Origin of the sequence: Mucilaginibacter dorajii (assembly GCF_024808255.1) — a bacterium.
GTDB lineage: Bacteria > Bacteroidota > Bacteroidia > Sphingobacteriales > Sphingobacteriaceae > Mucilaginibacter > Mucilaginibacter dorajii.
Map to the genome: position 1 here is coordinate 390683 of NZ_JANTYS010000004.1, position 19645 is coordinate 410327.

A 19645-nucleotide genomic window follows, 5' to 3' on the forward strand; every position below is an offset into this window, starting at 1 on the left:
TTACCCCATGAACTTTTTCAACCTCATTGTTTTCGGCGTTATTGCTCTTATGCTGCTTTTGTTGGGGTATAAGATCAGGTACCAAAAAAAATCGAGCCTCATCTCGGGCTTTAATGAAGATATGGTTGCCGATGTAAACGGCCTTTGCAACTACGTAGGCGGGCTCATGCTCATCAATGCCGCCATCGCCCTATCAACAGGCATCCTCATGACCTGTTTCCCCACCCAATTAAACTATTGCCTTATCTATTTTGTGGCAGGTATTTTAGGTACCACCATTGCCGCAGGTGTGGGCAAAAAGCGGTTTATGAAAAGGTAGGGCACTTACCGCCACAGCGCCATCCAAAAGTGTTGCGTTGCGCAACAGGTGTGTAAGTGGTAAATCATTATCTTATTAATAATCAAGGTGTTCTCTATTGCGGCATTTTGAAAGCCGAAACAAGCGACCGTTGATTTTTTTCTGATTTCGTTGATTGCGCTGATTTTTTTTGCTATCCGATACCTCGCAGCTCCCCCAAAAAAAATCTTACTACTTGATACTTACTACTTGATACTTACTACTTGATACTAAACGATGTACTGACAAAACACTGTCACCACTTCTTGTTTTTTTGCTCCGTAAATTAGCGTGTAAATCCCCAACACTTTATGGAACGTCACCCTTACATTGAATCTATCAGGCGGGAAACCGCTGCCTTTACCGACCGTAAGATCAAGGCCGGGCAGTTTAGCAGAAATTTTATCGGCATCAGCCTGTTCACCACCCGGCGGGCTAACGACTGGATGAAACAGGAGTACAGCAACCCCCGCGCCCGCATGCTGTTTGGCAGCTTTTGGTTCGAGCATGAGCTGTGCATCCTGTTTGCCGATACCAACCTGGGCAAATCAATCCTGGCTGTACAAATTGCCGCCAACCTTACCACCTGTAACACGGTAGAGCCGTTTTACAACAAATGCGATGAGCCGCTGCCTACGCTTTATATCGATTTTGAGCTTAATGCCAAACAGTTTGAAGCCCGCTACCGCCACCCGCAATGGGGCAGCCACCTGTTTAGCGACCTGTTTTACCGGGCCGAGTTTAACCCCGAAGGCGACGACCCGGTGCTGTACGCCAGCTACGAAAAATATGTAGAAGAATGCATCATCACCGCCGTTACAACCACCAAGGCCCGGGTGCTCATTATTGATAACATTACCTACATGCGCCGCGGTACCGAAAAGGCCAGCGATGCCCAGCCACTTATGAAAATGCTCAAAGCGCTCAAAATTAAATACAAGCTGAGCGTGCTGGTGCTGGCCCATACCCCCAAGCGCGATACCGGCAAGCCCCTTACCGTAAACGATTTGCAGGGCAGTAAAATGCTCATGAACTTTGCCGATAGCGCCTTTGCCATTGGCCAAAGCCGCCTTGATGCCAATTTACGTTACCTCAAACAAATTAAGCAGCGCACCCAGCAGGAACAATACGGCGAAGACAATGTGGTACTCATCCGTGCCGAACATGATTATACCCTTTTAAGCTACAAATTTGAAGGCTACGCCGCCGAATACGAGCACCTGCGCCACCAAAATGCCCGCGATGAGGTGAACATCCGGCAAATTCGCCAGTTGTATAGCGAGGGGATGTCGTTACGTAAAATGGCGGTCGAGCTGGGGCTGCATTTTTCGGCAGTACACCGGGCGGTGAAAAAGATCAGGGCCGAAGCTATGGTTGACAAGGTGGAAGCCGGAAATTAACTGCATTGCGCGTGGGCAGCAGCGGTAAGTTATATTAAAAAGTTTGCTGTTTTAGTAAACTTTTTGTAAATTAGATTAAGCATGTATATCATTAACCAGGAAAGTGGCGAACGAAAGGCAGTAGAAGTGCTGCCTGTTTCTGGCAGTGATTTAAAAAGGGTTAATAAAACAAGATATTTTTTTAACTGGAAACCACTTATGGAAAGTTGTCGTCTTTTTAAGTTGGTAATTAAAGGTGCCGATGATATTCTTGGCCTAATGGCGTTGATTGATCATCCGGCCGAAGAAAGAACCGAAATTAAGTTGTTGACCAGTTCAAAGGAAAATGTAGGGAAGGGTAAGCAGTATGACAGGATCGCCGGTTGTTTACTTGCTTTCGCCGCACGTGAGGCGTTAGGTTTGTACGAAAAAAATCCATGTATCTCACTACTGCCTAAAACAAACCTGAAACAAAAATATATTGATAAATACCAAATGATTGATGGCGGGCGTCAATTGTATCTTGAAGATAACCCGCTAATGGACCTGATAGAAAGATATTTGTTATGAAAAAGAAATTGATAGATACACCGCTCACCGATGACGAAATTGTAGATGCAATGGTGCCTCCCGTCGCCCTTACCGCTACAGAGAAAAATGAGGCAGATTTAGAACTGGCCGGCTTTAGGAAAGTACGTAGGGATGCGCTTGGGAAGGACGAACAACAATTATTTCAATTGAGAAAACTGCGTGTTCAGTTAGAGGAATATATTAACACAGATCAGTTTCAGCCGGAAAAGAATTTTGGTTTTTTTCTGGGGCAATATATCAAGGCTGCAAAAAGAAAGCAAGTAGAATTTGCGAAAGATGTTGATATTCATAGAACTACGGTAACCAATTTGCTTAAGCACAGGAAAAAGCCGAATGATAGTTTGATGATACGCCTGGAGATCCATTCGGGCAACACCATTCCGGCTATTGATTGGTTTAAACTTCATGAAATGGAAAAAGGCTATGAGATAAGAACAAGCAAAAGTTTACGGGAAAAAGAAAGGGCATTTGTAAAGCATAGTCTTGACGTGTTGGATTAAACCGACACGTTGATCATTGGTATGGCCTACATTGAGCTAACCCACACGCAGCCAAAAAACACTTGCGCCAGCTGGGACTGCATTTTTCGGCAGTACACCGGGTGGTGAAAAAGATCAGGGCTGAAGCTACTACCAATGCCGCCGAACCCGGAGTTTAATGGCAATACCTGCGGTCCGGGCTATTTGCTCATACTGCACAAGGCATTAGCCACGGCCAATCCCCATGCCCTCGCCCGGCCGGTATCCGCGCCTATCCCTATTGCGGAAATTGGGGAATAATAAAAGAGCAGGGAAATGTGCGATTCCTTTGGAGAAGGGCGGGTAGGGGTTAACCTAGTGCATAAAGGAAAACTCCGTATTTATTTTGCGCTGGTGCACGCGTGCTGCCCCTCCGTACAAGCCGAATTGCTTTAAAGAGCGTAAAGTATTGGGATTTTTTTATTGTTATCATATTTACAAAATGATTGCGACTTAAACGCGGGGTGCAAGCGACACGCGTGCGCCAGCAGAAGATCAATGATGCTTGCCTATTTCTATTCCTTTTACCTTCCTATATAATTCAGTCGCGTACAAATCCGTCATTCCCGACACATAGTCTAATACGTTGAGGGCCTTTATATAAGGAGTTTTACTATCCGAAAAATCACCAAATTGAGATGGGACTAGTTTCAATGCTTTTTTTTCTAGATGATTTCTTTTACTTTCTGGCTTTAGCGAACCTGGAATCATCGCTTCTAAAAGATCGTACATCACATTATAGCCAGCAAGTTCAAGCTCTACAACGGTATTATGATTGTAGAGTTTTTCCTTAGAAATAGTTTCAATATTTTTAAGTGCAGTACAGCTGTCTTGAATATGATCAATAAGGGTGTTATTAAATTTGCCTTGCAATATTAATGGAAGGTTGTTGATAAATATCTCTGATGCTTGAAGCGTTAAAGTATTTATTGCTCTACTTCTTAAATATCCAATTTTTTCATTATTATCACCAATTGAGGTAAATGTTTTTTTTATATCATCCATATTGTCATCAGTTCTTCCGACGTCGGCGATTAAATTAAGAAACGCTTCTTTGATATCATTATCACTCAATATCCTTAGCCGGTGGGCGTCTTCAAAATCAATAATTCGGTAACAGATATCATCAGCAGCTTCTAGTAAATAAACAAAAGGATGCCTGCCATAGCATAAGGGGGAGACCTGCTCCCTTATCATTTGTAAATCTTCAGCAATCTCTAGGAATAGTGATTTCTCGCTCTGAAAAAAACCATATTTTTTCAAATGTTTAAATGAACTATTTACAGCTGTTGACTCGCAAGGGTACTTTAATATAGTTGCTAAGGTAGCGTAAGTAATCCTATATCCTCCCGGTAGTCGCCCTTCAAATTGATTAGTTAAAATTCTAAACGCGTTTGCATTTCCTTCGAAATTTGTCAGGTCCTTCCATTCTTCGTTTTTGAATAAGTTCTTGTCAACACCACCGTTTTCAAAAAAATTTGAAATTGCTTTTTCTCCGGAATGTCCAAATGCTGGATTGCCAATATCGTGGGCTAAACAACCTGCCGCAATTACTTCTGCTAAATGATACTTGTAAAATTCAATTGAGTCGCCTTCTAAATCTGATTTATGGATTTCGGCTATATGAGCACCGGCTATTTTGCCCAAAGATCTTCCAACTGAAGATACTTCTAATGAATGAGTCAACCGATTATGAACAAACACACTTCCTGGTAAAGGAAACACTTGTGTTTTGTTTTGCAGCCGTCTGAATGGTGATGAAAATATCAACCTGTCAAAATCTCTTTGAAATTCCGATCTAACACCTAGACCATTATTCGTTTTTCCAGGTCTTTTTGTGGAATATAGTTTGTTTAGATTCATCATTCTTTTATCATGAAAATGTATTCCATTAACTCATCTGGAGTAGCAGCGTGACTATTAAATAAAATAGTCAAATTAGAATATTCAAATATTATACTGCTGGGATAGTCTTTCGAAAGTAGGTCATTATTTAACGACCCTATTTTTATTTGAAGCTTTTTAAAAAAACTTTCTAGAAACTTTAACTGGAATTTACCTCTAAAAAAATCTCTTTGGCTGATATTCTTAAAATATATTATTTTCCTTAAAAAATAAAATCTGTGACATACTCCTTGACAAGAGAATAATCGTTCTATTTCATCATGAGTATTAATATTTCTTATTTCATTTATTCCAGACATATCACCTAAAACGGTATTGTCTAAACTTCTATTTATCGTCGAGTCTATTTTTAATCTTCTGTTTACTTTTCCAGAAACCCTTAAGTCGGAATAACAAGCTAACCATGCATTAAGGGGAAGTGTTCTTTTGTGAAATTCTTCCAATAATTCACTAAATAATGTCAAACAACGAATTAAATCCGGTGATTCTCGCTGAATTTTAAAACAGTCAATTAAAATCTCCTCGATACAGGAGTTAGACAAATAAAAGTTTTCTATACTATAGCAATTGGTTTCATAAAAATCTTTGTTATTAAATGCCTTTTCATAGTCCTTGTCTATAAAAAAACCGGTCCTACACAATGAATATACTTCGTTACCTTTAATAAGTGCATAAGCTTCTTTGACTTTATCTTTACCGCCACAATTGAATTCACGAAAATTGTTAGGAGGAATGATTTTAAATATTCTTGGTTTATAATATCTTAAATCGTCAATGCCTTCAAAAAAACAAAAAACTGCATCGGGCTTTTTTTTATGTGCCAATATGAAATCGGTAAAGGCGACAACAGGGTCGTCTATTGCAGCGATCATATTATCAATTAAACTTTCAATCATTCTTTTGCTTACTTATGTAGAGATCTAAACCTTCAGCATATTCCTTTAACTGGTTATTGAAAATAAATGGGGAATGTGTAATGGCAAATAGAAAAGCGCAATTTCCAGAGTTTATAACGTCAGGAAGTAAATTTCTTTGCCAGTTTAGCGATAGCGAAAGTTCAGGTTCATCTATGAGAAATATCAAATCTTTTCGGTGACAGAAGAAAAATTTAGAAAATATGTTTATAATCTGTTTTTCACCAGATGAAAGATATTGTAAATCAACTTTTTCTTGATTGTTGAGATTTATTATCTCAAGCCCTTTTGCTTGAGATAAAACAAACTCAGTCTCTTCGAGGTATTTATTACATGTGTCCTTAAATTGATTTAGTTGATGAGTATCATTATATTCTAAAAAATTAGTTTGAATGTCATTCATTTGAAAATCCATGACAGTCTCTTTAAAAATCTCACGTTTTTCTTTATCAAATAAATTCCTGCGATTTATAAGATCATACATGTCCCCTTTATAACGGTTATCTAAAAGATGGTATAACTGCTGATAAAGATTTCGGAAAATTGGAAGATAAATAATTCGATTTTGAAATATTTCTAATATTTTATTGATTCTATCGAACTTTGCTAAGACATTTTCATCAAAATATCTATCGGATTTTTCCAAATAGCTTACATAAATATTCAATTCGCTTTGAGAAAATTCTATTAGATTATCGTGCAATTCTAATTCGATGAAATCGAATACGATTTCATCAAGAGATCCCCACTTTTTTGTCAATAAATAATAGAAAACATCGAGAATAGTTGTTTTACCCAATCCGTTCTCACCCACTAATATTTTGTAAGGTCTTTTAAATATAATATTAGCATTTCTATAGTTCTTAAGACCAACAATTTGAAAGCGCTTAATTAATTCTTCTTGCATTGCTTGTTAGGTCTTATTTATTTCTTCAATAACTTCTGAGTATTTAACACATCCGTTACATACTCCACATGGCTCGTTACTGATATGGCAAGAATGGGCCCAAAACAGTAAGCTCTCAGGGATTTTAGATTTTTTGATTAATTCGGCAGTTGTAAGATTTATAGCAGGAGTTATAACGTTAATATTTCCTTCTTGAATCGATAGTAGTTTATTTATAATGTTGAAAAATTTCTTCGTTCCATCTATATAGCTATTGTCTGTTTTAACTGCTCCAAATATTAGGCTATCTATATCATAGGAAATTGCTTTCATACTTGTTAGCGTTATTAATAACTGATTTCTATATGGCCACCATTCAGGGACAGGTGATACCGGTGATATTTTATCGTTGCACATTTCGCCGCTTCCTAATGAGCTACAATCGATATGTAATATCTCATGAGGGATGTTCAATTTTTCGCATATTTTCTTACTAACTTCCAACTCTTTTTCGGAACTTTTTTGTCCGTAATCAACCGTAAAGGCCACGGACAACTTTTTCTTGTACATATAGGTCAAAGCGACAGAGTCCATCCCTCCCGACAGTAAAATTGCATACTTCATACTTTATACGACTCCCAAACTGTTTTATAAATTACTGTAGAAAAATCCTTTTCAAATAAGCAATTAGTACCTTTAAGCATGGTCAAAGCTTCACTCTTTTCGTCCTCTACAAAAACAACTACGGGTAAATTCAGGGACTTTGCGAATCCTATTTCAAACAATGTTCCTGCATCTAAGCCGTCAACAATGGCTAAAACAATGTCGCAGTTTTTTATAGCCTCTATATCTAAGGGAACAACCTGTGTTGCGTTGCCAAGCCCAACATCGTGATAAGGAGAAAAAACGTCAAGACCGAAATTTCGCAGTTGAACTCGGAATTGCTCAATCATCCAGCGTTGCGCCATATTAAAAAATGGCCCAGCAAGATAGATCTTTGGTTTAACTTTCGATTCTTTATAAAATCTTTCGAATTTTGATTCGTCGATAAGCTGCGGCAATGGTAACGACTTTGTTTCAGTATAGTAAGCAGTTGCTAGTGAAGCATTAATTGCTGACTCTTCAATGGAATGGTTCTCGATCAAATAATTATAAGCGAATGATGCTGTAAAAATATCTCCTGTTCCGATTGGCCAGACGTGCTTTGTTTTAAATACCGGCACGTGAAAGTCATCCTTATCTCTTTGAATAATTATTGCCCCATCAGTTCCTTTTTTGATGACAGCCGCCACTACATTTTCTACAGAAAATAAATATTCTTTGATCCCTTTTAAACTAACGGCCCCTGTAAATATTTCCATTTCGCCAATATTTGCGACCCAAATTAGTTCCTGCGTATCGGACCCATTAGACCAAAATGATTGCGGATTTCCTGGCGATTGAGGATCGTAAATAGCCTTCTTTGCTTTTACTTTTTTATTCCCTTCAATCATCCCAAATTGAACAATTAGATCAGCGTAAATTATTTCCTCGTCATTTACCTCGATTCGATCAAAATAGGGCTCCGCCAAAGGGTGATCGTATGCAAACGTATTTGTATAAGGAATCAATTTGGCTTTAGTAGTTATTCCAATTGCCTCGGATATACAAACAAGCTTGTCGTAATCAACTTTACCGATATTGGTATGAAAGACGACTTTAGACGGTTTTTCGCTTAAAGCATGTGCCGCTCGTAAACCCGACCCATATAGTTCATCCCAAAATGGTTCTCTACAGGTTTCGTAATATGTACCACCTATTATATTTAAAATCATGCCAATGATTCATGTAAAACTGTGATAGCACATTTAGCGCCATCGACACTCCTAACTCTTGCATAGAAAGTATTGCCTGCAATAATACAGTTAATTAACTGCTTTAGATTTAAGTGGATAATTGTGCCAGCAATCTTGCTTTTATAAATAACAACGCAAGTGGTTTTTGATGGTGATAATTCGATCTCTAATAATAAGCCCACTTCCAACAACACTAATACTTCCTCCTTTGGGGAAGATAATTGGGTGTTAAATTTCAACTCATCACATGCAACATCCTGATTACGGGATTGACTGCCGCCCCCTCGATTATTTGAATTACTTCCGCCCATAGTTTAAGTTTATTGGATTGATAATATTATGAATAATATTCTGAAATAGAATAGATTGGGAAAAAAAATAATGTATCTTTTTTTTAATCGTTCTATTCATTTCCAGTCAGTTAAAACGTGGAGGATTAAATACATAGATCGAATGCAATTATCATTTAAGTTAAACTTCATCTATTTTTAAAGTTATTGATTGGTGTTTATTGTCACCGCAACAATAACCGGTTGAACAATAAACTTTAAGAACATTAATCAATGAAGACTTTAATACTGTACTTGTATATGATAGTAATGTTGGTGTTGATGTACTTTTTGGCGTTTCCGTTAGTTAATTTTGCATTACGCCCTTTGGTTACTTATACGTTTCTGGCATTTGGCCCCCCTGTTTCATTTAACAAAGATGTTTGTAAATTCAAAACATTGGCAATTTATGAATTACCTGTGTGGCGTTGGTCTTTTAATTATAACGTTCATATTTAGGTATTTGTATCTGTAGCTATAGAGCGGAAGTACAAGCCTGAACACTTGGATTAACCCTTTCCTGGACGTTCCCCAATGTCATTAAGTTAAAGATTTAACAGCGCCGTTAGGTGCAACATATCGGTAGAAAATATAATCACCAATGAAAAGCGTGCTGTTAGGTATGCAACATCGTCGGTTTCGTACCTAACGGCACGAATATCCTAATGGGTGCCGTCTGCTACCTACATTAAACCCCGATGGGGTTTCCCTTAACTTAATGACATTGCCTCTTTCTCCGAGGAGGGAATCGCACGTTTCCCCGCTCTTTTTTCTTTTGGGTAGTTATGTTACAACTTCAATACTGTCGTGATCCCTTCCCGTCAGCAGAGCAGCTTCGGGCGAAAACCGGCAAAACGATGCAGGGCGAGTGTGGTGGCAGGGCATAGGGAGTTTTTGCGGCAGGGCTAAAGAGGGCCGGGGCAAAATAATCCCAGCCCAGGTTTTGACGGTTTTGCAGGGCAGAGGCCTGTGCGGCAAAGAAGCATTTCTGCTGACGGCCATTTTGGTTACTTTTGGGGCTTCAAAAGTAACAGCCTACCCGCGGCGATTGAGCGGGCCGATGCTGTCGATTACATCAAAGTAATTTTGTTAAGCGGCTTTAGTGTTTAGGTAAGCGGCATCCTTTTCGACTATCCCGGCTTGTTGGTGAAAACACACAACAAGGGGCGGAATGACGTTTTGTAAAAAACGTTTGTCATCCTGAACGTAGTGAAGGATCTTCTTCACTATAAAAGTCGGCGATGAGCAGGGCGAAGAAGATCCTTCGTTCCTCAGGATGACAAATCTTTTAACCCCTTCCTGCACCTTCCCCAGGGAAGAAATCGCACGTTCCTAGCTCTTTTTTCTTTTGGATAATACGTGCTGTTGCTGGTGATGAGGGAAAACGAATTTCGCAATAGGGATGGAAATGGATACCGGCCCCGCGCCTAATGCTTTGCGCAGTATGAATGTACAGCCCGGGCCGCAGGCATTGCCATTGTGGGACTATTAGACTTTGGGACGGTTGGACTATTAGATTTTTGGACTATTGGAGCAAGGAGTAAGGATATGTGCCGGGTAACGAAATTACTTAGTTGTAAGTGAGGACATCGGCCCGCTCAATTGCCGCGGGAGGGCTGTTACTTTTGCTTGATCAAAAGTAACCAAAAATCAAGTCGGCAGAAATGCTTCTTTGCCGCACGGGCCTTTGCCCTGCAAAACGGACAAAACCTGGGCCGGGATTATTTTGCCCTCACTCACATTTCCCCCCGCTGCAAAAACTCCTATGCCCTGCCACCGCACGGCCCCGTATTGTTTTGCCCGTTTTCGGCCGAAGCTGTTCTGCCGACGGGAAACCGAAAAGCTTTCGTTAATAAAACTCCCATGCCCTGCCACCGCACGGCCCCGCATTGTTTTGCCCGTTTTCGGCCGAAGCCGTTCTGCCGACGGGAAACCGAAAAGCTTTCGTTAATAAAACTCTTATGCCCTGCAGCCGCACGGCCCCGCATTGTTTTGTCCGTTTTCGGCCGAAGCTGTTCTGCCGACGGGAAGCCGAAAAGCTTTCGTTAATAAAACTATTATGCCCTGCCACCGCACGGCCCCGCATTGTTTTGCCCGTTTTCGGCCGAAGCTGTTCTGCCGACGCTTTTGGGAACCGAAAAGCTTTTGTGCAAAAACGCACTATGCCCTACAGCCGCAGGGCTTGGAGGTTAAATGTTTATTCCCATTTAATTTAAATAGCTATGTGAACCCTTACAGAAAATACATTTACAGGGCCTCTGTCGCCGTTATAGGCGGGGTTTGCAATAAACTGGTATCCTGCTGATAGGTGCAGGTAATTGTTTATCCTGGCGCTGTAATAGGCCTCTGCTATGTTTTCGGTTTTGTAGTTGCTGAGCCTGCCATCGCCAATAATAAATCCATCGCCGCCGGTTGCCAGGTAGTCGCGGTGCGCTTTCGAAATTCCGTTTATAACTGCCGCTATTCCGAAGGTGTCATCGGGGCGGTGCCACCTGTTGCCGGCAAGGTTTAAACCTACACTGCCGCTGTGGTCAATTTCGGTAAATGCCCAGGTGGCGGTTTGGCCGTCGTTCCAGCTGGTTCTAAAAAACAGGCCAAGGTCGGTGGTTAGTTCCTGCTCGCCATTAATGCCGAAGCCGTATTTAACGCCACCGTATTTGTGGCCGTTTATTACATCCAGCGAGTCGGTGTGGTTGGTGTAACCCTTAATTACGTCACGGTAGTTGGGCGCCTTAGATACGTTTCTGAACCCTAAAAGCCTGATGGTACCTTTGTGTTTGCCCAGCGTTAGGTTCTTTTGAATTTCGATAACATCGCCCTGGGCCTTGCTGTAATGCGCATCGAGGGTTGGTCCGTTGGCATAGGTTGGCACCAGTACGGTTCCTAACCTTACAACCCAGCCGGGGGTAGCATATTCTATAACCAGGCCTTCGGTATAGCCCCTGGTATTGGCAGGATAATCCCAGGCACCGGCGCTCATTAAAGACCAGTTCATGAATTGTGTACGCGGGTCATGACTGTAGCTGTTGTTGTCAAACATATCGGCAATGGCAAACTTGCCCGCGGTAATGGTTATGCGTTTGCGGGGCACCAGTTCGCTTACCTGGTTAATGTCATCGGCAACGGTATCTACCGCTGTACCCAAGGCAATGTATTGCCGGTAAAACAGGCGTGCCAGGTACAAGGCCGGGGCGGCGCTTCCAATGCGAAAGGTTTCGCCATTTGGGAAACCGGCAACACCTACCGCGCTGCTAAATCCCCGCCCGCCAGAAATTTCGGGATTAAAATAAACCGACGCGCCTTTCCATAAGCGGGCACCTGCAAACAGGGTAGTGGTTAGGGAAAGCGCCTCCTCGGCAGCGGGTTGCAGGCTATTTGTGCCACTATAAGGCGCATGAAATGCCGGGTGACTTTGGTTGATAGCCGTTAACTGAAAATGGAAATTAAATGGGCTTTTGCTTAAAGTATCTTTGGTTTGGGCATCGGCAGTAATTACTATGCTGAGCAGCAATAATTGCAGAAATAGAATTTTTTTCATGGTTGTTGGAGTTAGAAGAAGCTGTTTTGGGATGGTTTAGTAAAACTATAGCACAAAAAGAAACGTCATTGCGAGTGTTAAAATCCACGGACTGTGAAGGTGGAAATGACGTAACAAACTACCCTCTCCGTCCTGTCATGCTGAGGAACGAAGAATCTTCTTCACTATAAAAGTCTGCAATTAGCAGGGCGAAAAAGATCCGTCGTTCCTACCCCTGACAAGTCCACCATGTCATTGCGAGGCACGAAGCAATCGCATGCAATACAGGGCGGATCTGCATAGTTCGCGATTGCTTCGTTCCTCGCAATGACATAGCTTTATATTGTCATTCTACCTTCAGAATTTCGCGAAATTTTACAACTCAGGATGACAATCGTTTTACAAAGCCTAATGGGTAGGAGGAACGACGAATCAATGACGTTTCTTTTTGTTTTTAAACAGTTTCTAAAGGTTTAAAATTGCAAAGCAATACCCCATAAGGTTATGTTACCACTTTTTATGGGATGCTTTTGGGTGGATTTAATTAGTGGTGCTGCACGAAGTAATGATCGAGCAGGATATTTAAAATGATGAGTGCGATGATTGCCAGCAGCCACCAATGCCAGTTGGATTTTTTTAAAGCCATTGCTGAAATTTATTGATGAACCAGTTTTTAATCAGTTGCGTAAGCAGGCAGTAGCTTAATAAAATACCAACCAGCCATGGGAAATAGCTTAAAGGCAAGGCCGTTAGCTTTAACGCCGGTGCCAGCGGCGAAAACGGCAAAGCGATACCAATAAGCATAATGGCCGATGTAAGTGCTACTACCGGTGCCGTAGCCCAGCTTTGTATAAATGGTATTTTGCGGGTGCGTATCATGTGCACTATAAGTGTTTGCGATAGCAGCCCCTCTATAAACCAGCCGCTTTGAAACAGGCTTTGGTGCGCCGGCGAATTGGCTTTAAAGAAATAGAACATCACAAAAAAGGTGATATAATCAAATATGGAGCTGATGGGGCCAATGTACAGCATAAATTTGCTGATGCCGCGGGCATCCCACTTTTGTGGTTTTTCAATAAAGTCCTCGTCCATGCTATCCCAGGGGATGGATACCTGCGATATATCGTACAACAGGTTTTGTACCAGTAACTGGATAGGCAGCATGGGTAAAAACGGTAAAAACGCGCTTGCACCCAGCATGCTAAACATATTGCCATAATTGCTGCTGGCCGTCATTTTAATGTACTTAATGATGTTACCAAAGGTGCGCCTGCCATATATAACACCTTTGCGCAAAACCATCAGATCTTTCTCCAGCAAAATAATATCGGCGCTTTCTTTGGCAATATCCACAGCCGTATCAACAGAAATACCTACATCTGCATCCCTTAAGGCGGCGGCATCGTTAATGCCATCGCCCATAAAACCAACAGTGTGCCCCTGTGCCTGCAGCAATTTTACAATGCGCGATTTTTGGATAGGGCTTAGTTTGGCCAAAATGCTGGTTTCATCTAACTTGGTGGTAAGTTGTTGGTCGGTTAAGTGTTCGATGTCTTTGCCTAACAAAATATGCTGTACGGGTATGCCTACGTCTTTGCATATTTTGCGGGTTACAATTTCGTTATCGCCGGTGAGTACCTTAATTTCTACCCCAAGCTTGTGCAGGCCTTCAATGGCTGGTTTGGCAGATGGCTTTGCGGGATCTAAAAAGCCTATGAAACCGGTAAGCACCATGTTGCTTTCGTCGGCTACGGCGTAGGTTAGGGGGCGTTTCTCGTCTTCTTTAATGGCGATGAGTAAAACGCGCAGGCCTTCTTCATTTAGTTTGCGGGATGTATCCAGCACTTTCTTACGCATGGCCGCGTCCATGGGCACAATTTTATCGTTTTCGATGTGCAGCTGTTTATCCTCGCCGGGGTCGAAGGCATGGGTGCATAGCTCCAGCATTTCTTCAACGGCTCCCTTGCAAATGAGCAGGTGCTTACCATTTTTTTCTTCCAGTATCACACTCATGCGCCTGCGCTGAAAATCAAACGGAATCTCATCTATCTTAACAAAATGTTCATCGGCATTAACGCAGCTGTGGATCTCGGCATGTTCCAATACGGCTACATCCAGCAGGTTTTTTAAGCCGGTTTGGTGAAAGCTGTTGAGGTAAGCCCATTTCATTACTTCATCATCTTCATCGCCAAAAACGTTAAGGTGCCTTTCCAGTACAATTTTATCCATGGTAAGCGTGCCGGTTTTATCGGTACACAGTATATCCATAGCGCCAATGTTTTGAATGGCGTTCAAGCGTTTAACTATCACCTTACGCTTGCTCATGTTTTTGGCACCCTTGGCCAGGTTAGCGGTAACTATCATGGGCAGCATTTCGGGGGTAAGGCCTACGGCTACAGATATGCCAAACAACAGGGCCTCAAACCAGTTGCCTTTGGTAAAGCCGTTCACCAAAAACACCAGCGGCACCATCACCAACATAAAGCGGATAAGCAGCCAGCTCACCTTGTTAACTCCTTTATCAAAGCTGGTTTCGGCACGTTTGCCTGTAATGGCCTTGCCAATGCTTCCAAAATAGGTGAGGTTACCGGTGGTAACTACCATAACAGCCGCAGCGCCGCTTACTACGTTGGTGCCCATAAAGCAAATGTTATCAAGCTCAAGTGGCGATCTGTCGCCGGCATCCGCAATGGGCAGTTCGCTTTTTTCCAGTGGTAACGATTCGCCCGTGAGCATAGCCTGGCTCACAAATAGATCTTTTGACTGCATCACCCGGCAATCGGCAGGGATCATATCGCCGGCGCTCAGGTAAACAACGTCGCCGGGTACCAGATCTTTAATATCTATTTCTTTTTTGCCCGCGTCTTTACGTAATACGGTGGCGGTGGTTTTAACCATGCTTTTTAATTCTTCGGCGGCCTGGTTACTGGTATACTCCTGCCAAAAACGCAACAGGGAACTCAGGCTTATCATTACGCCAACCACAATTACTGTTTTGTAGCTTTTGTCGGCGGCATCGGCCATTAACACATCGGTTATAAACGATACAATAGCCAGTACTATTAACACAGCGATAAAGGGGTTAACAAAGGCCTGAAAAAGCTGCACATACCAGGCGGGTGCTTTTTCGTGCTGTATTTCGTTTAGGCCATAACGCTTTCTTTTATCGGCTATGTTGTTTGCCGATAGGCCCTGGTCGTTACTATCCAGCATGGCCGGGAAAGAAGCGTTATCTTCTTTTGATACATCGCGCAGCCTGGTTGCCGCCTGCACATCAAAATCGTTGTTTGATGATTTTGGGGCAGTTATTTTAGCGGTAATATTTTTAATGGTCATGTTATTGACGGTTTTGAGTATGATATATATATTGCTTTTAAATTGGGAAAAAGAGGAATGCAGGTTAGCCCTCATCCAAAGCACCGCCCGCGGGGTATAGCGGCGTATTAATTGCAAAGCTGCTCCCTCCCCGTGAGATGCTGATCAGCCGGGTATTGATATCAGGGGTACCAAATGAGTTTGTTTTGGTAAAAACAAACAGTTGTTTTTTGTGGAATGATTTATTCCTTCTTTCTCTGTTACGCATAGCATTGTCAATTGTCCCGGTAAAGCCGGGACGGCGTAAAAGATGTCGCGGTCCGGATTTATCGGGAGGGGTTAAAAAATCTGTTTATTATACTCGGACCTGTATCCATTTCTTGTTTGTATTAATGGCAACTGTTTCTGAATTGCGCTGCAAAGGTAAACCGCCCGTTTTTTTTACACCGTTAGAGATCCATTATAAATAAATTAGAAATTTATTAGAGCCCGGTATGTATGGATAATGTTGCCTAATTTTGAACATGCTGCATATATTGATCATAGAAGATGATGAGCGGGTAGCCTCGGTTATTAAACGTGGCCTGGCAGAAGCCGGCCATGCGGTAAGTGTGGCCTACGACGGGCAAATGGGACAAAAACTGGCCATGCAGGATGATTTTGATGTTATTATTATGGATATCATCCTCCCAAAGATTAACGGGCTGGACCTTTGTAAGCTCATTAAAGCCGCCCGGCCCCAAATACCCGTTATTATGCTCACGGCATTGGGCACAACAGACGATAAGGTAGAGGGCTTTGATGCGGGAGCTGATGACTACCTGGTTAAACCCTTTGATTTTAGAGAGCTGGAAGTACGCGTGCGTGCATTGGCAAAAAGAAATAACACCATCGCCAGGACGGTAAAGGTTGATGTACTGCAAACAGCCGGACTGGAAATGAATACCCAAACCAAAACGGTAAAACGCGACGGAATGGAAATAAACCTTACCCCCAAAGAATTTAAACTGCTGGAATACCTGATGCGCAACCCCGAACGGGTACTATCACGAACGGAGATAAGTGAAAATGTTTGGGAAACAACGTTTGATACCGGCACCAACTTTATTGATGTGTATATGAATTACCTGCGTAAAAAGGTAGATAGGGATTTTGCTGTAAAGCTTATTCACACCCGGCCGGGCATGGGTTTTATATTTAAGGCAGAAGCATGACCATACGTAACAGGCTTACCGTTTTGTTTACCACCATTATTGCGGCGTTGTTGCTGGCATTTGCCCTGGTGATCTATTTTTCGTTTGCCCAAAACCGCGAGGAAGAATATTATAGCTTGTTGCACCATACAGCAATTACCAAGGCCAATTTACTGCTGGATGCCAGGGTACAGCCTGCCGTACTGCAACTGATATACCGCAATGCCGAAAATTCACTTTTTCAGGAAGAAGTAGCAATTTACGATACTTCGTTCAATTTGTTATATCACGATGCGGTTGATATTGATAAAGTGAAGGAAACCCGCCAAATGATTGATGAGATAGTGCATAAAAAGCAGATCAGGTTTTACCAGGGCAGCTTGCAGGTGGTGGGTTTTTTGTATCACCACAAACAAAATGATTATGTGATTACTGCCGCCGCTAATGATGAATCGGGCTACGGGAAGCTGCGCGATTTAAAATATACCCTCATTATAGCTTTTTTTATTGCCATTATATTTATTTACCTGGCCGGGCAGTTTTTTGCAAGCCGGGCGCTAAAGCCGGTTTCTGACCTGGTAGATGAGGTTGAAGAAATTACCGCCACCAACCTGGACCTGCGGATTAAGGAAGGCAATGGCAAAGATGAAATAGCTGAGCTGGCCATCACCTTTAACGCGATGCTTAACCGCCTGGAGAAATCATTTGATGCTCAAAAGGAGTTTGTATCCAATATCTCGCATGAGTTGCGAACGCCTTTAACTGCCATGCTTACCGAATTGCAGGTTACTGTAGAAAAGGAGCGGGATAACCTTTTTTATAAAGACTCTATTAACCACGCCATAAGCGATGCGCAAAAACTGGTGCGATTATCCAACAGCCTGTTAGATTTGGCCAAAGCTAATTACGACCATACCGAAATCTCGTTTAAAGAAGTACGCCTGGACGAAATTTTATTAGATGCCCGCAATGATGTTTTGCATAACCATCCCGGTTACAAGATCAATATCATTTTTGAACAGGAAATTGAGGACGACGATTTTATATCTGTTTTGGGGAATGAGTATTTGCTGAAAGTGGCTTTTATGAACCTGATAGAAAATGGATGCAAGTTTTCTAATGAAAATGAATCGTCGGTGGCGATAAGTTATTTCTCAGATAAAACCATCCTGCGTTTCCAGGATCAGGGGATTGGCATAAGCGAAGAAGCGCTTTCTAAAATATTTACCGCGTTTTACCGGGGAGAGAATAAAAGTTTTACCGGCGGCAACGGTATAGGCTTATCGCTCACCAAAAAAATAATCGATCTGCACAGAGGCAGTGTTGTGGTTAAATCCATACTGCATAGCGGCACCACTTTTATGGTAGAGCTGCCACATGTTTAGGTGACGGTGTATGTGTCCCTGGCTTTTTAGTGATAACATTCAACGAGGTTGCATTTTAGGGGAAGTGGAAAGGTTGGGCTTATGGAAGGATGTTGTCCACTTATATAAGAAACAGGTGGGGGCAGGGAAACGGACGGACGGGACGCGCTGCTTTTCGCGATAGGGATGGAAATGGATACCGGCCCCGCGCCTAATGCCTTGCGCAGTATGAATGTACAGCCCGGGCCGCAGGCATTGCCCCACAAAACGTTAGATTTTCTTAAAACTATACCTGTAAACAGGTATTTCCTTATTGTTGTATTTAAAGTTAATTTGATTCAATTAACAATCAATGGTTTATGATCTACTTTGTAGGTTAATTAATTTAAAGGAAATAACAGGCTTATGAAAGCACTCGGACAAAACATTCGTACTTTACGTCATCAAAAGGGTTGGAGCCAGGAGGATGTTGCCAGGCAGCTGGATATTTCGGTGCCGGCGTTTTCAAAAATTGAAACCGGCATTACCGATATCAACCTGTCGCGAATGGAACAGATTGCCGGTATTTTTGGAATTTCGGCAGTACAGCTGCTAACGCTTAATGAGGATAACCAGGAAAAGTTTACCACCGAACTGGATGCAGTTAACAAACAATTGCTTGTAAGGGAAGCGGAGGTGATTGGATTGCAGAAAAAAGTGATAGCGCTTTTTGAGGAACTAAGGGGAACCAGGATACCCGCCTGACCATTTTATTGAACAGGCTGTTCAACAGTTTTTTGTTTGCAAAATAACACGCTGATGATTGGCAGGCTGGTTTGTGGTGCAATATTGCTTATGGCGATAAAACTATTTGCCAGTTGGTTAATTTTACTGTTGCTTTTGAAATTTGATTGTTTTGGCATTATGTTGGTAATGAAGCTGCTACATCAACATATCCCCAATGGAAAACACCCATGTTACCTATTATTGCTTCAATAAAAACTGCAGTGTATCTATTTATAACACCGATACCGCGATAACCTTACTGATGCCTTATGATGAGATTACCTTTGCTGCACCGCAACGATGTGCGCTATGCAGTTGCCAGCTAATTTCGTGGATAGACCTTGATGTAAAAAGTTTGCTGCTGGGCCAGCACATTCCATCGGTATTGTACAGGCAGGCATCTTGATATAGCGATGGTGACAGCATGTAAGATGTTTACATTGTTGGGAGAAACCTGTAGCAGTTTTGGAGTAAAGATTTTTGGAGCAAGGAGCAAGGACTTTGGGAAGGGAGAGTGAAAATTGTTTCGTTGCTTGAACCTATTTATGCCGTATCCCATTTTTCTGTCATCCTGACGAAGGAAGGATCTATTCTACGCCATGCCTGTTTCGCCCTTAAAGTTTGCGAATAGATGCTTCGTACCTCAGCATGACAGGGTGGAGAAGGGCGACATGTTTACTGATTCTATGCCATTACAAACCAAAAGAGGCTGTATCATAAATCATGATCAGCCTCTTTTTTATTACTAATGTTTTATTGCTGTAAATTCAAATATCTATTTATTGTTTAATTTGTTT

The 19645-nt window shown here is 42.0% G+C and carries 19 protein-coding genes; 9 read left to right on the top strand and 10 right to left on the bottom strand.

Annotated features, from left to right (window positions below; translation table 11 throughout):
• Nucleotides 1–7: 7 nt before the first annotated feature.
• The 5 genes from FHS10_RS07920 (at nucleotide 8) to FHS10_RS07940 (ending at nucleotide 3086) form a co-directional block, all read left to right on the top strand.
• Complete coding sequence (locus FHS10_RS07920) at nucleotides 8–319, top strand: DUF3784 domain-containing protein (protein ID WP_259089164.1); 312 nt, start codon at nucleotides 8–10, stop codon at nucleotides 317–319.
• 329 nt (nucleotides 320–648) lie between these two features.
• A complete protein-coding gene (locus tag FHS10_RS07925; protein WP_259089165.1) occupies nucleotides 649–1737 on the top strand; it encodes an AAA family ATPase in 1089 nt (362 codons plus the stop codon).
• Between the two features lie 81 nt (nucleotides 1738–1818).
• On the top strand, nucleotides 1819–2286 hold the full coding sequence (locus tag FHS10_RS07930; protein ID WP_259089166.1) for a hypothetical protein: 468 nt from the start codon (nucleotides 1819–1821) through the stop codon (nucleotides 2284–2286).
• The gene (locus FHS10_RS07935) at nucleotides 2283–2807 is read left to right on the top strand and encodes a hypothetical protein (protein ID WP_259089167.1); all 525 of its coding nucleotides are present in this window, start codon (nucleotides 2283–2285) and stop codon (nucleotides 2805–2807) included. The genes FHS10_RS07930 and FHS10_RS07935 overlap by 4 nt, the downstream gene beginning before the upstream one ends.
• Nucleotides 2808–2942: 135 nt before the next feature.
• Entirely contained in the window at nucleotides 2943–3086 is a 144-nt protein-coding gene (locus FHS10_RS07940) for a hypothetical protein (protein WP_259089168.1), read from the top strand.
• 234 nt (nucleotides 3087–3320) lie between these two features.
• Here the strand turns inward: FHS10_RS07940 and dgt are convergent, their stop codons facing one another.
• The 9 genes from dgt to FHS10_RS07985 form a co-directional block, all read right to left on the bottom strand.
• Nucleotides 3321–4691 (bottom strand): dGTP triphosphohydrolase, encoded by a 1371-nt coding sequence (dgt, locus tag FHS10_RS07945; protein WP_259089169.1) that lies wholly within the window; start codon nucleotides 4689–4691, stop codon nucleotides 3321–3323.
• Nucleotides 4688–5626 (bottom strand): DUF4435 domain-containing protein, encoded by a 939-nt coding sequence (locus tag FHS10_RS07950; RefSeq protein ID WP_259089170.1) that lies wholly within the window; start codon nucleotides 5624–5626, stop codon nucleotides 4688–4690. The genes dgt and FHS10_RS07950 overlap by 4 nt, the downstream gene beginning before the upstream one ends.
• Nucleotides 5619–6551 carry an AAA family ATPase gene (locus tag FHS10_RS07955; RefSeq protein WP_259089171.1) on the bottom strand — a complete coding sequence of 311 codons (933 nt, stop codon included), beginning with the start codon at nucleotides 6549–6551 and terminating at the stop codon, nucleotides 5619–5621. The genes FHS10_RS07950 and FHS10_RS07955 overlap by 8 nt, the downstream gene beginning before the upstream one ends.
• Before the next feature lie 6 nt (nucleotides 6552–6557).
• Complete coding sequence (locus FHS10_RS07960; RefSeq protein WP_259089172.1) at nucleotides 6558–7154, bottom strand: 7-cyano-7-deazaguanine synthase; 597 nt, start codon at nucleotides 7152–7154, stop codon at nucleotides 6558–6560.
• Nucleotides 7151–8344: a PfkB family carbohydrate kinase gene (locus FHS10_RS07965; RefSeq protein WP_259089173.1), complete on the bottom strand. Its 1194-nt coding sequence runs from the start codon at nucleotides 8342–8344 to the stop codon at nucleotides 7151–7153. The genes FHS10_RS07960 and FHS10_RS07965 overlap by 4 nt, the downstream gene beginning before the upstream one ends.
• Nucleotides 8341–8676 (bottom strand): hypothetical protein, encoded by a 336-nt coding sequence (locus tag FHS10_RS07970; protein WP_259089174.1) that lies wholly within the window; start codon nucleotides 8674–8676, stop codon nucleotides 8341–8343. Before FHS10_RS07970 ends, FHS10_RS07965 begins: the two co-directional genes overlap by 4 nt.
• A gap of 2230 nt (nucleotides 8677–10906) precedes the next feature.
• Nucleotides 10907–12232: a carbohydrate porin gene (locus FHS10_RS07975; RefSeq protein WP_259089175.1), complete on the bottom strand. Its 1326-nt coding sequence runs from the start codon at nucleotides 12230–12232 to the stop codon at nucleotides 10907–10909.
• 615 nt (nucleotides 12233–12847) lie between these two features.
• Nucleotides 12848–15547, bottom strand: a complete 2700-nt coding sequence (mgtA, locus tag FHS10_RS07980) for a magnesium-translocating P-type ATPase (RefSeq protein WP_259089176.1) — start codon at nucleotides 15545–15547, stop codon at nucleotides 12848–12850.
• A gap of 64 nt (nucleotides 15548–15611) precedes the next feature.
• Nucleotides 15612–15794 carry a hypothetical protein gene (locus FHS10_RS07985; protein ID WP_259089177.1) on the bottom strand — a complete coding sequence of 61 codons (183 nt, stop codon included), beginning with the start codon at nucleotides 15792–15794 and terminating at the stop codon, nucleotides 15612–15614.
• Nucleotides 15795–16050: 256 nt separating this feature from the next.
• Between FHS10_RS07985 and FHS10_RS07990 the strand changes: the two genes are divergently transcribed.
• The 3 genes from FHS10_RS07990 (at nucleotide 16051) to FHS10_RS08000 (ending at nucleotide 18827) form a co-directional block, all read left to right on the top strand.
• Complete coding sequence (locus tag FHS10_RS07990; protein WP_259089178.1) at nucleotides 16051–16740, top strand: response regulator transcription factor; 690 nt, start codon at nucleotides 16051–16053, stop codon at nucleotides 16738–16740.
• Nucleotides 16737–18104 carry a HAMP domain-containing sensor histidine kinase gene (locus FHS10_RS07995; RefSeq protein WP_259089179.1) on the top strand — a complete coding sequence of 456 codons (1368 nt, stop codon included), beginning with the start codon at nucleotides 16737–16739 and terminating at the stop codon, nucleotides 18102–18104. The genes FHS10_RS07990 and FHS10_RS07995 overlap by 4 nt, the downstream gene beginning before the upstream one ends.
• 384 nt (nucleotides 18105–18488) lie before the next feature.
• Nucleotides 18489–18827, top strand: a complete 339-nt coding sequence (locus FHS10_RS08000; protein WP_259089180.1) for a helix-turn-helix domain-containing protein — start codon at nucleotides 18489–18491, stop codon at nucleotides 18825–18827.
• Nucleotides 18828–18832: 5 nt separating this feature from the next.
• Here the strand turns inward: FHS10_RS08000 and FHS10_RS08005 are convergent, their stop codons facing one another.
• Nucleotides 18833–18985, bottom strand: coding sequence for a hypothetical protein (locus FHS10_RS08005; protein WP_259089181.1), 153 nt, complete (start codon nucleotides 18983–18985; stop codon nucleotides 18833–18835).
• A gap of 38 nt (nucleotides 18986–19023) precedes the next feature.
• Between FHS10_RS08005 and FHS10_RS08010 the strand changes: the two genes are divergently transcribed.
• Complete coding sequence (locus FHS10_RS08010) at nucleotides 19024–19254, top strand: hypothetical protein (RefSeq protein ID WP_259089182.1); 231 nt, start codon at nucleotides 19024–19026, stop codon at nucleotides 19252–19254.
• Nucleotides 19255–19645 lie beyond the last annotated feature (391 nt).

Bases quoted from the DNA above. Each gene is read 5' to 3' on its own strand.
- FHS10_RS07920 (WP_259089164.1), top strand. From the start codon at position 8: ATGAACTTTTTCAACCTCATTGTTTTCGGCGTTATTGCTCTTATGCTG.
- FHS10_RS08000 (WP_259089180.1), top strand. From the start codon at position 18,489: ATGAAAGCACTCGGACAAAACATTCGTACTTTACGTCATCAAAAGGGT.
- FHS10_RS07970 (WP_259089174.1), bottom strand. From the start codon at position 8,676: ATGGGCGGAAGTAATTCAAATAATCGAGGGGGCGGCAGTCAATCCCGT.
- FHS10_RS07960 (WP_259089172.1), bottom strand. From the start codon at position 7,154: ATGAAGTATGCAATTTTACTGTCGGGAGGGATGGACTCTGTCGCTTTG.
- FHS10_RS07990 (WP_259089178.1), top strand. From the start codon at position 16,051: ATGCTGCATATATTGATCATAGAAGATGATGAGCGGGTAGCCTCGGTT.
- FHS10_RS07985 (WP_259089177.1), bottom strand. From the start codon at position 15,794: ATGCGTAACAGAGAAAGAAGGAATAAATCATTCCACAAAAAACAACTG.
- FHS10_RS07950 (WP_259089170.1), bottom strand. From the start codon at position 5,626: ATGATTGAAAGTTTAATTGATAATATGATCGCTGCAATAGACGACCCT.
- FHS10_RS07975 (WP_259089175.1), bottom strand. From the start codon at position 12,232: ATGAAAAAAATTCTATTTCTGCAATTATTGCTGCTCAGCATAGTAATT.
- FHS10_RS07935 (WP_259089167.1), top strand. From the start codon at position 2,283: ATGAAAAAGAAATTGATAGATACACCGCTCACCGATGACGAAATTGTA.
- mgtA (WP_259089176.1), bottom strand. From the start codon at position 15,547: ATGACCATTAAAAATATTACCGCTAAAATAACTGCCCCAAAATCATCA.
- FHS10_RS07925 (WP_259089165.1), top strand. From the start codon at position 649: ATGGAACGTCACCCTTACATTGAATCTATCAGGCGGGAAACCGCTGCC.
- dgt (WP_259089169.1), bottom strand. From the start codon at position 4,691: ATGATGAATCTAAACAAACTATATTCCACAAAAAGACCTGGAAAAACG.
- FHS10_RS07955 (WP_259089171.1), bottom strand. From the start codon at position 6,551: ATGCAAGAAGAATTAATTAAGCGCTTTCAAATTGTTGGTCTTAAGAAC.
- FHS10_RS07965 (WP_259089173.1), bottom strand. From the start codon at position 8,344: ATGATTTTAAATATAATAGGTGGTACATATTACGAAACCTGTAGAGAA.
- FHS10_RS07995 (WP_259089179.1), top strand. From the start codon at position 16,737: ATGACCATACGTAACAGGCTTACCGTTTTGTTTACCACCATTATTGCG.
- FHS10_RS08005 (WP_259089181.1), bottom strand. From the start codon at position 18,985: ATGCCAAAACAATCAAATTTCAAAAGCAACAGTAAAATTAACCAACTG.
- FHS10_RS08010 (WP_259089182.1), top strand. From the start codon at position 19,024: ATGGAAAACACCCATGTTACCTATTATTGCTTCAATAAAAACTGCAGT.
- FHS10_RS07940 (WP_259089168.1), top strand. From the start codon at position 2,943: ATGCCGCCGAACCCGGAGTTTAATGGCAATACCTGCGGTCCGGGCTAT.
- FHS10_RS07930 (WP_259089166.1), top strand. From the start codon at position 1,819: ATGTATATCATTAACCAGGAAAGTGGCGAACGAAAGGCAGTAGAAGTG.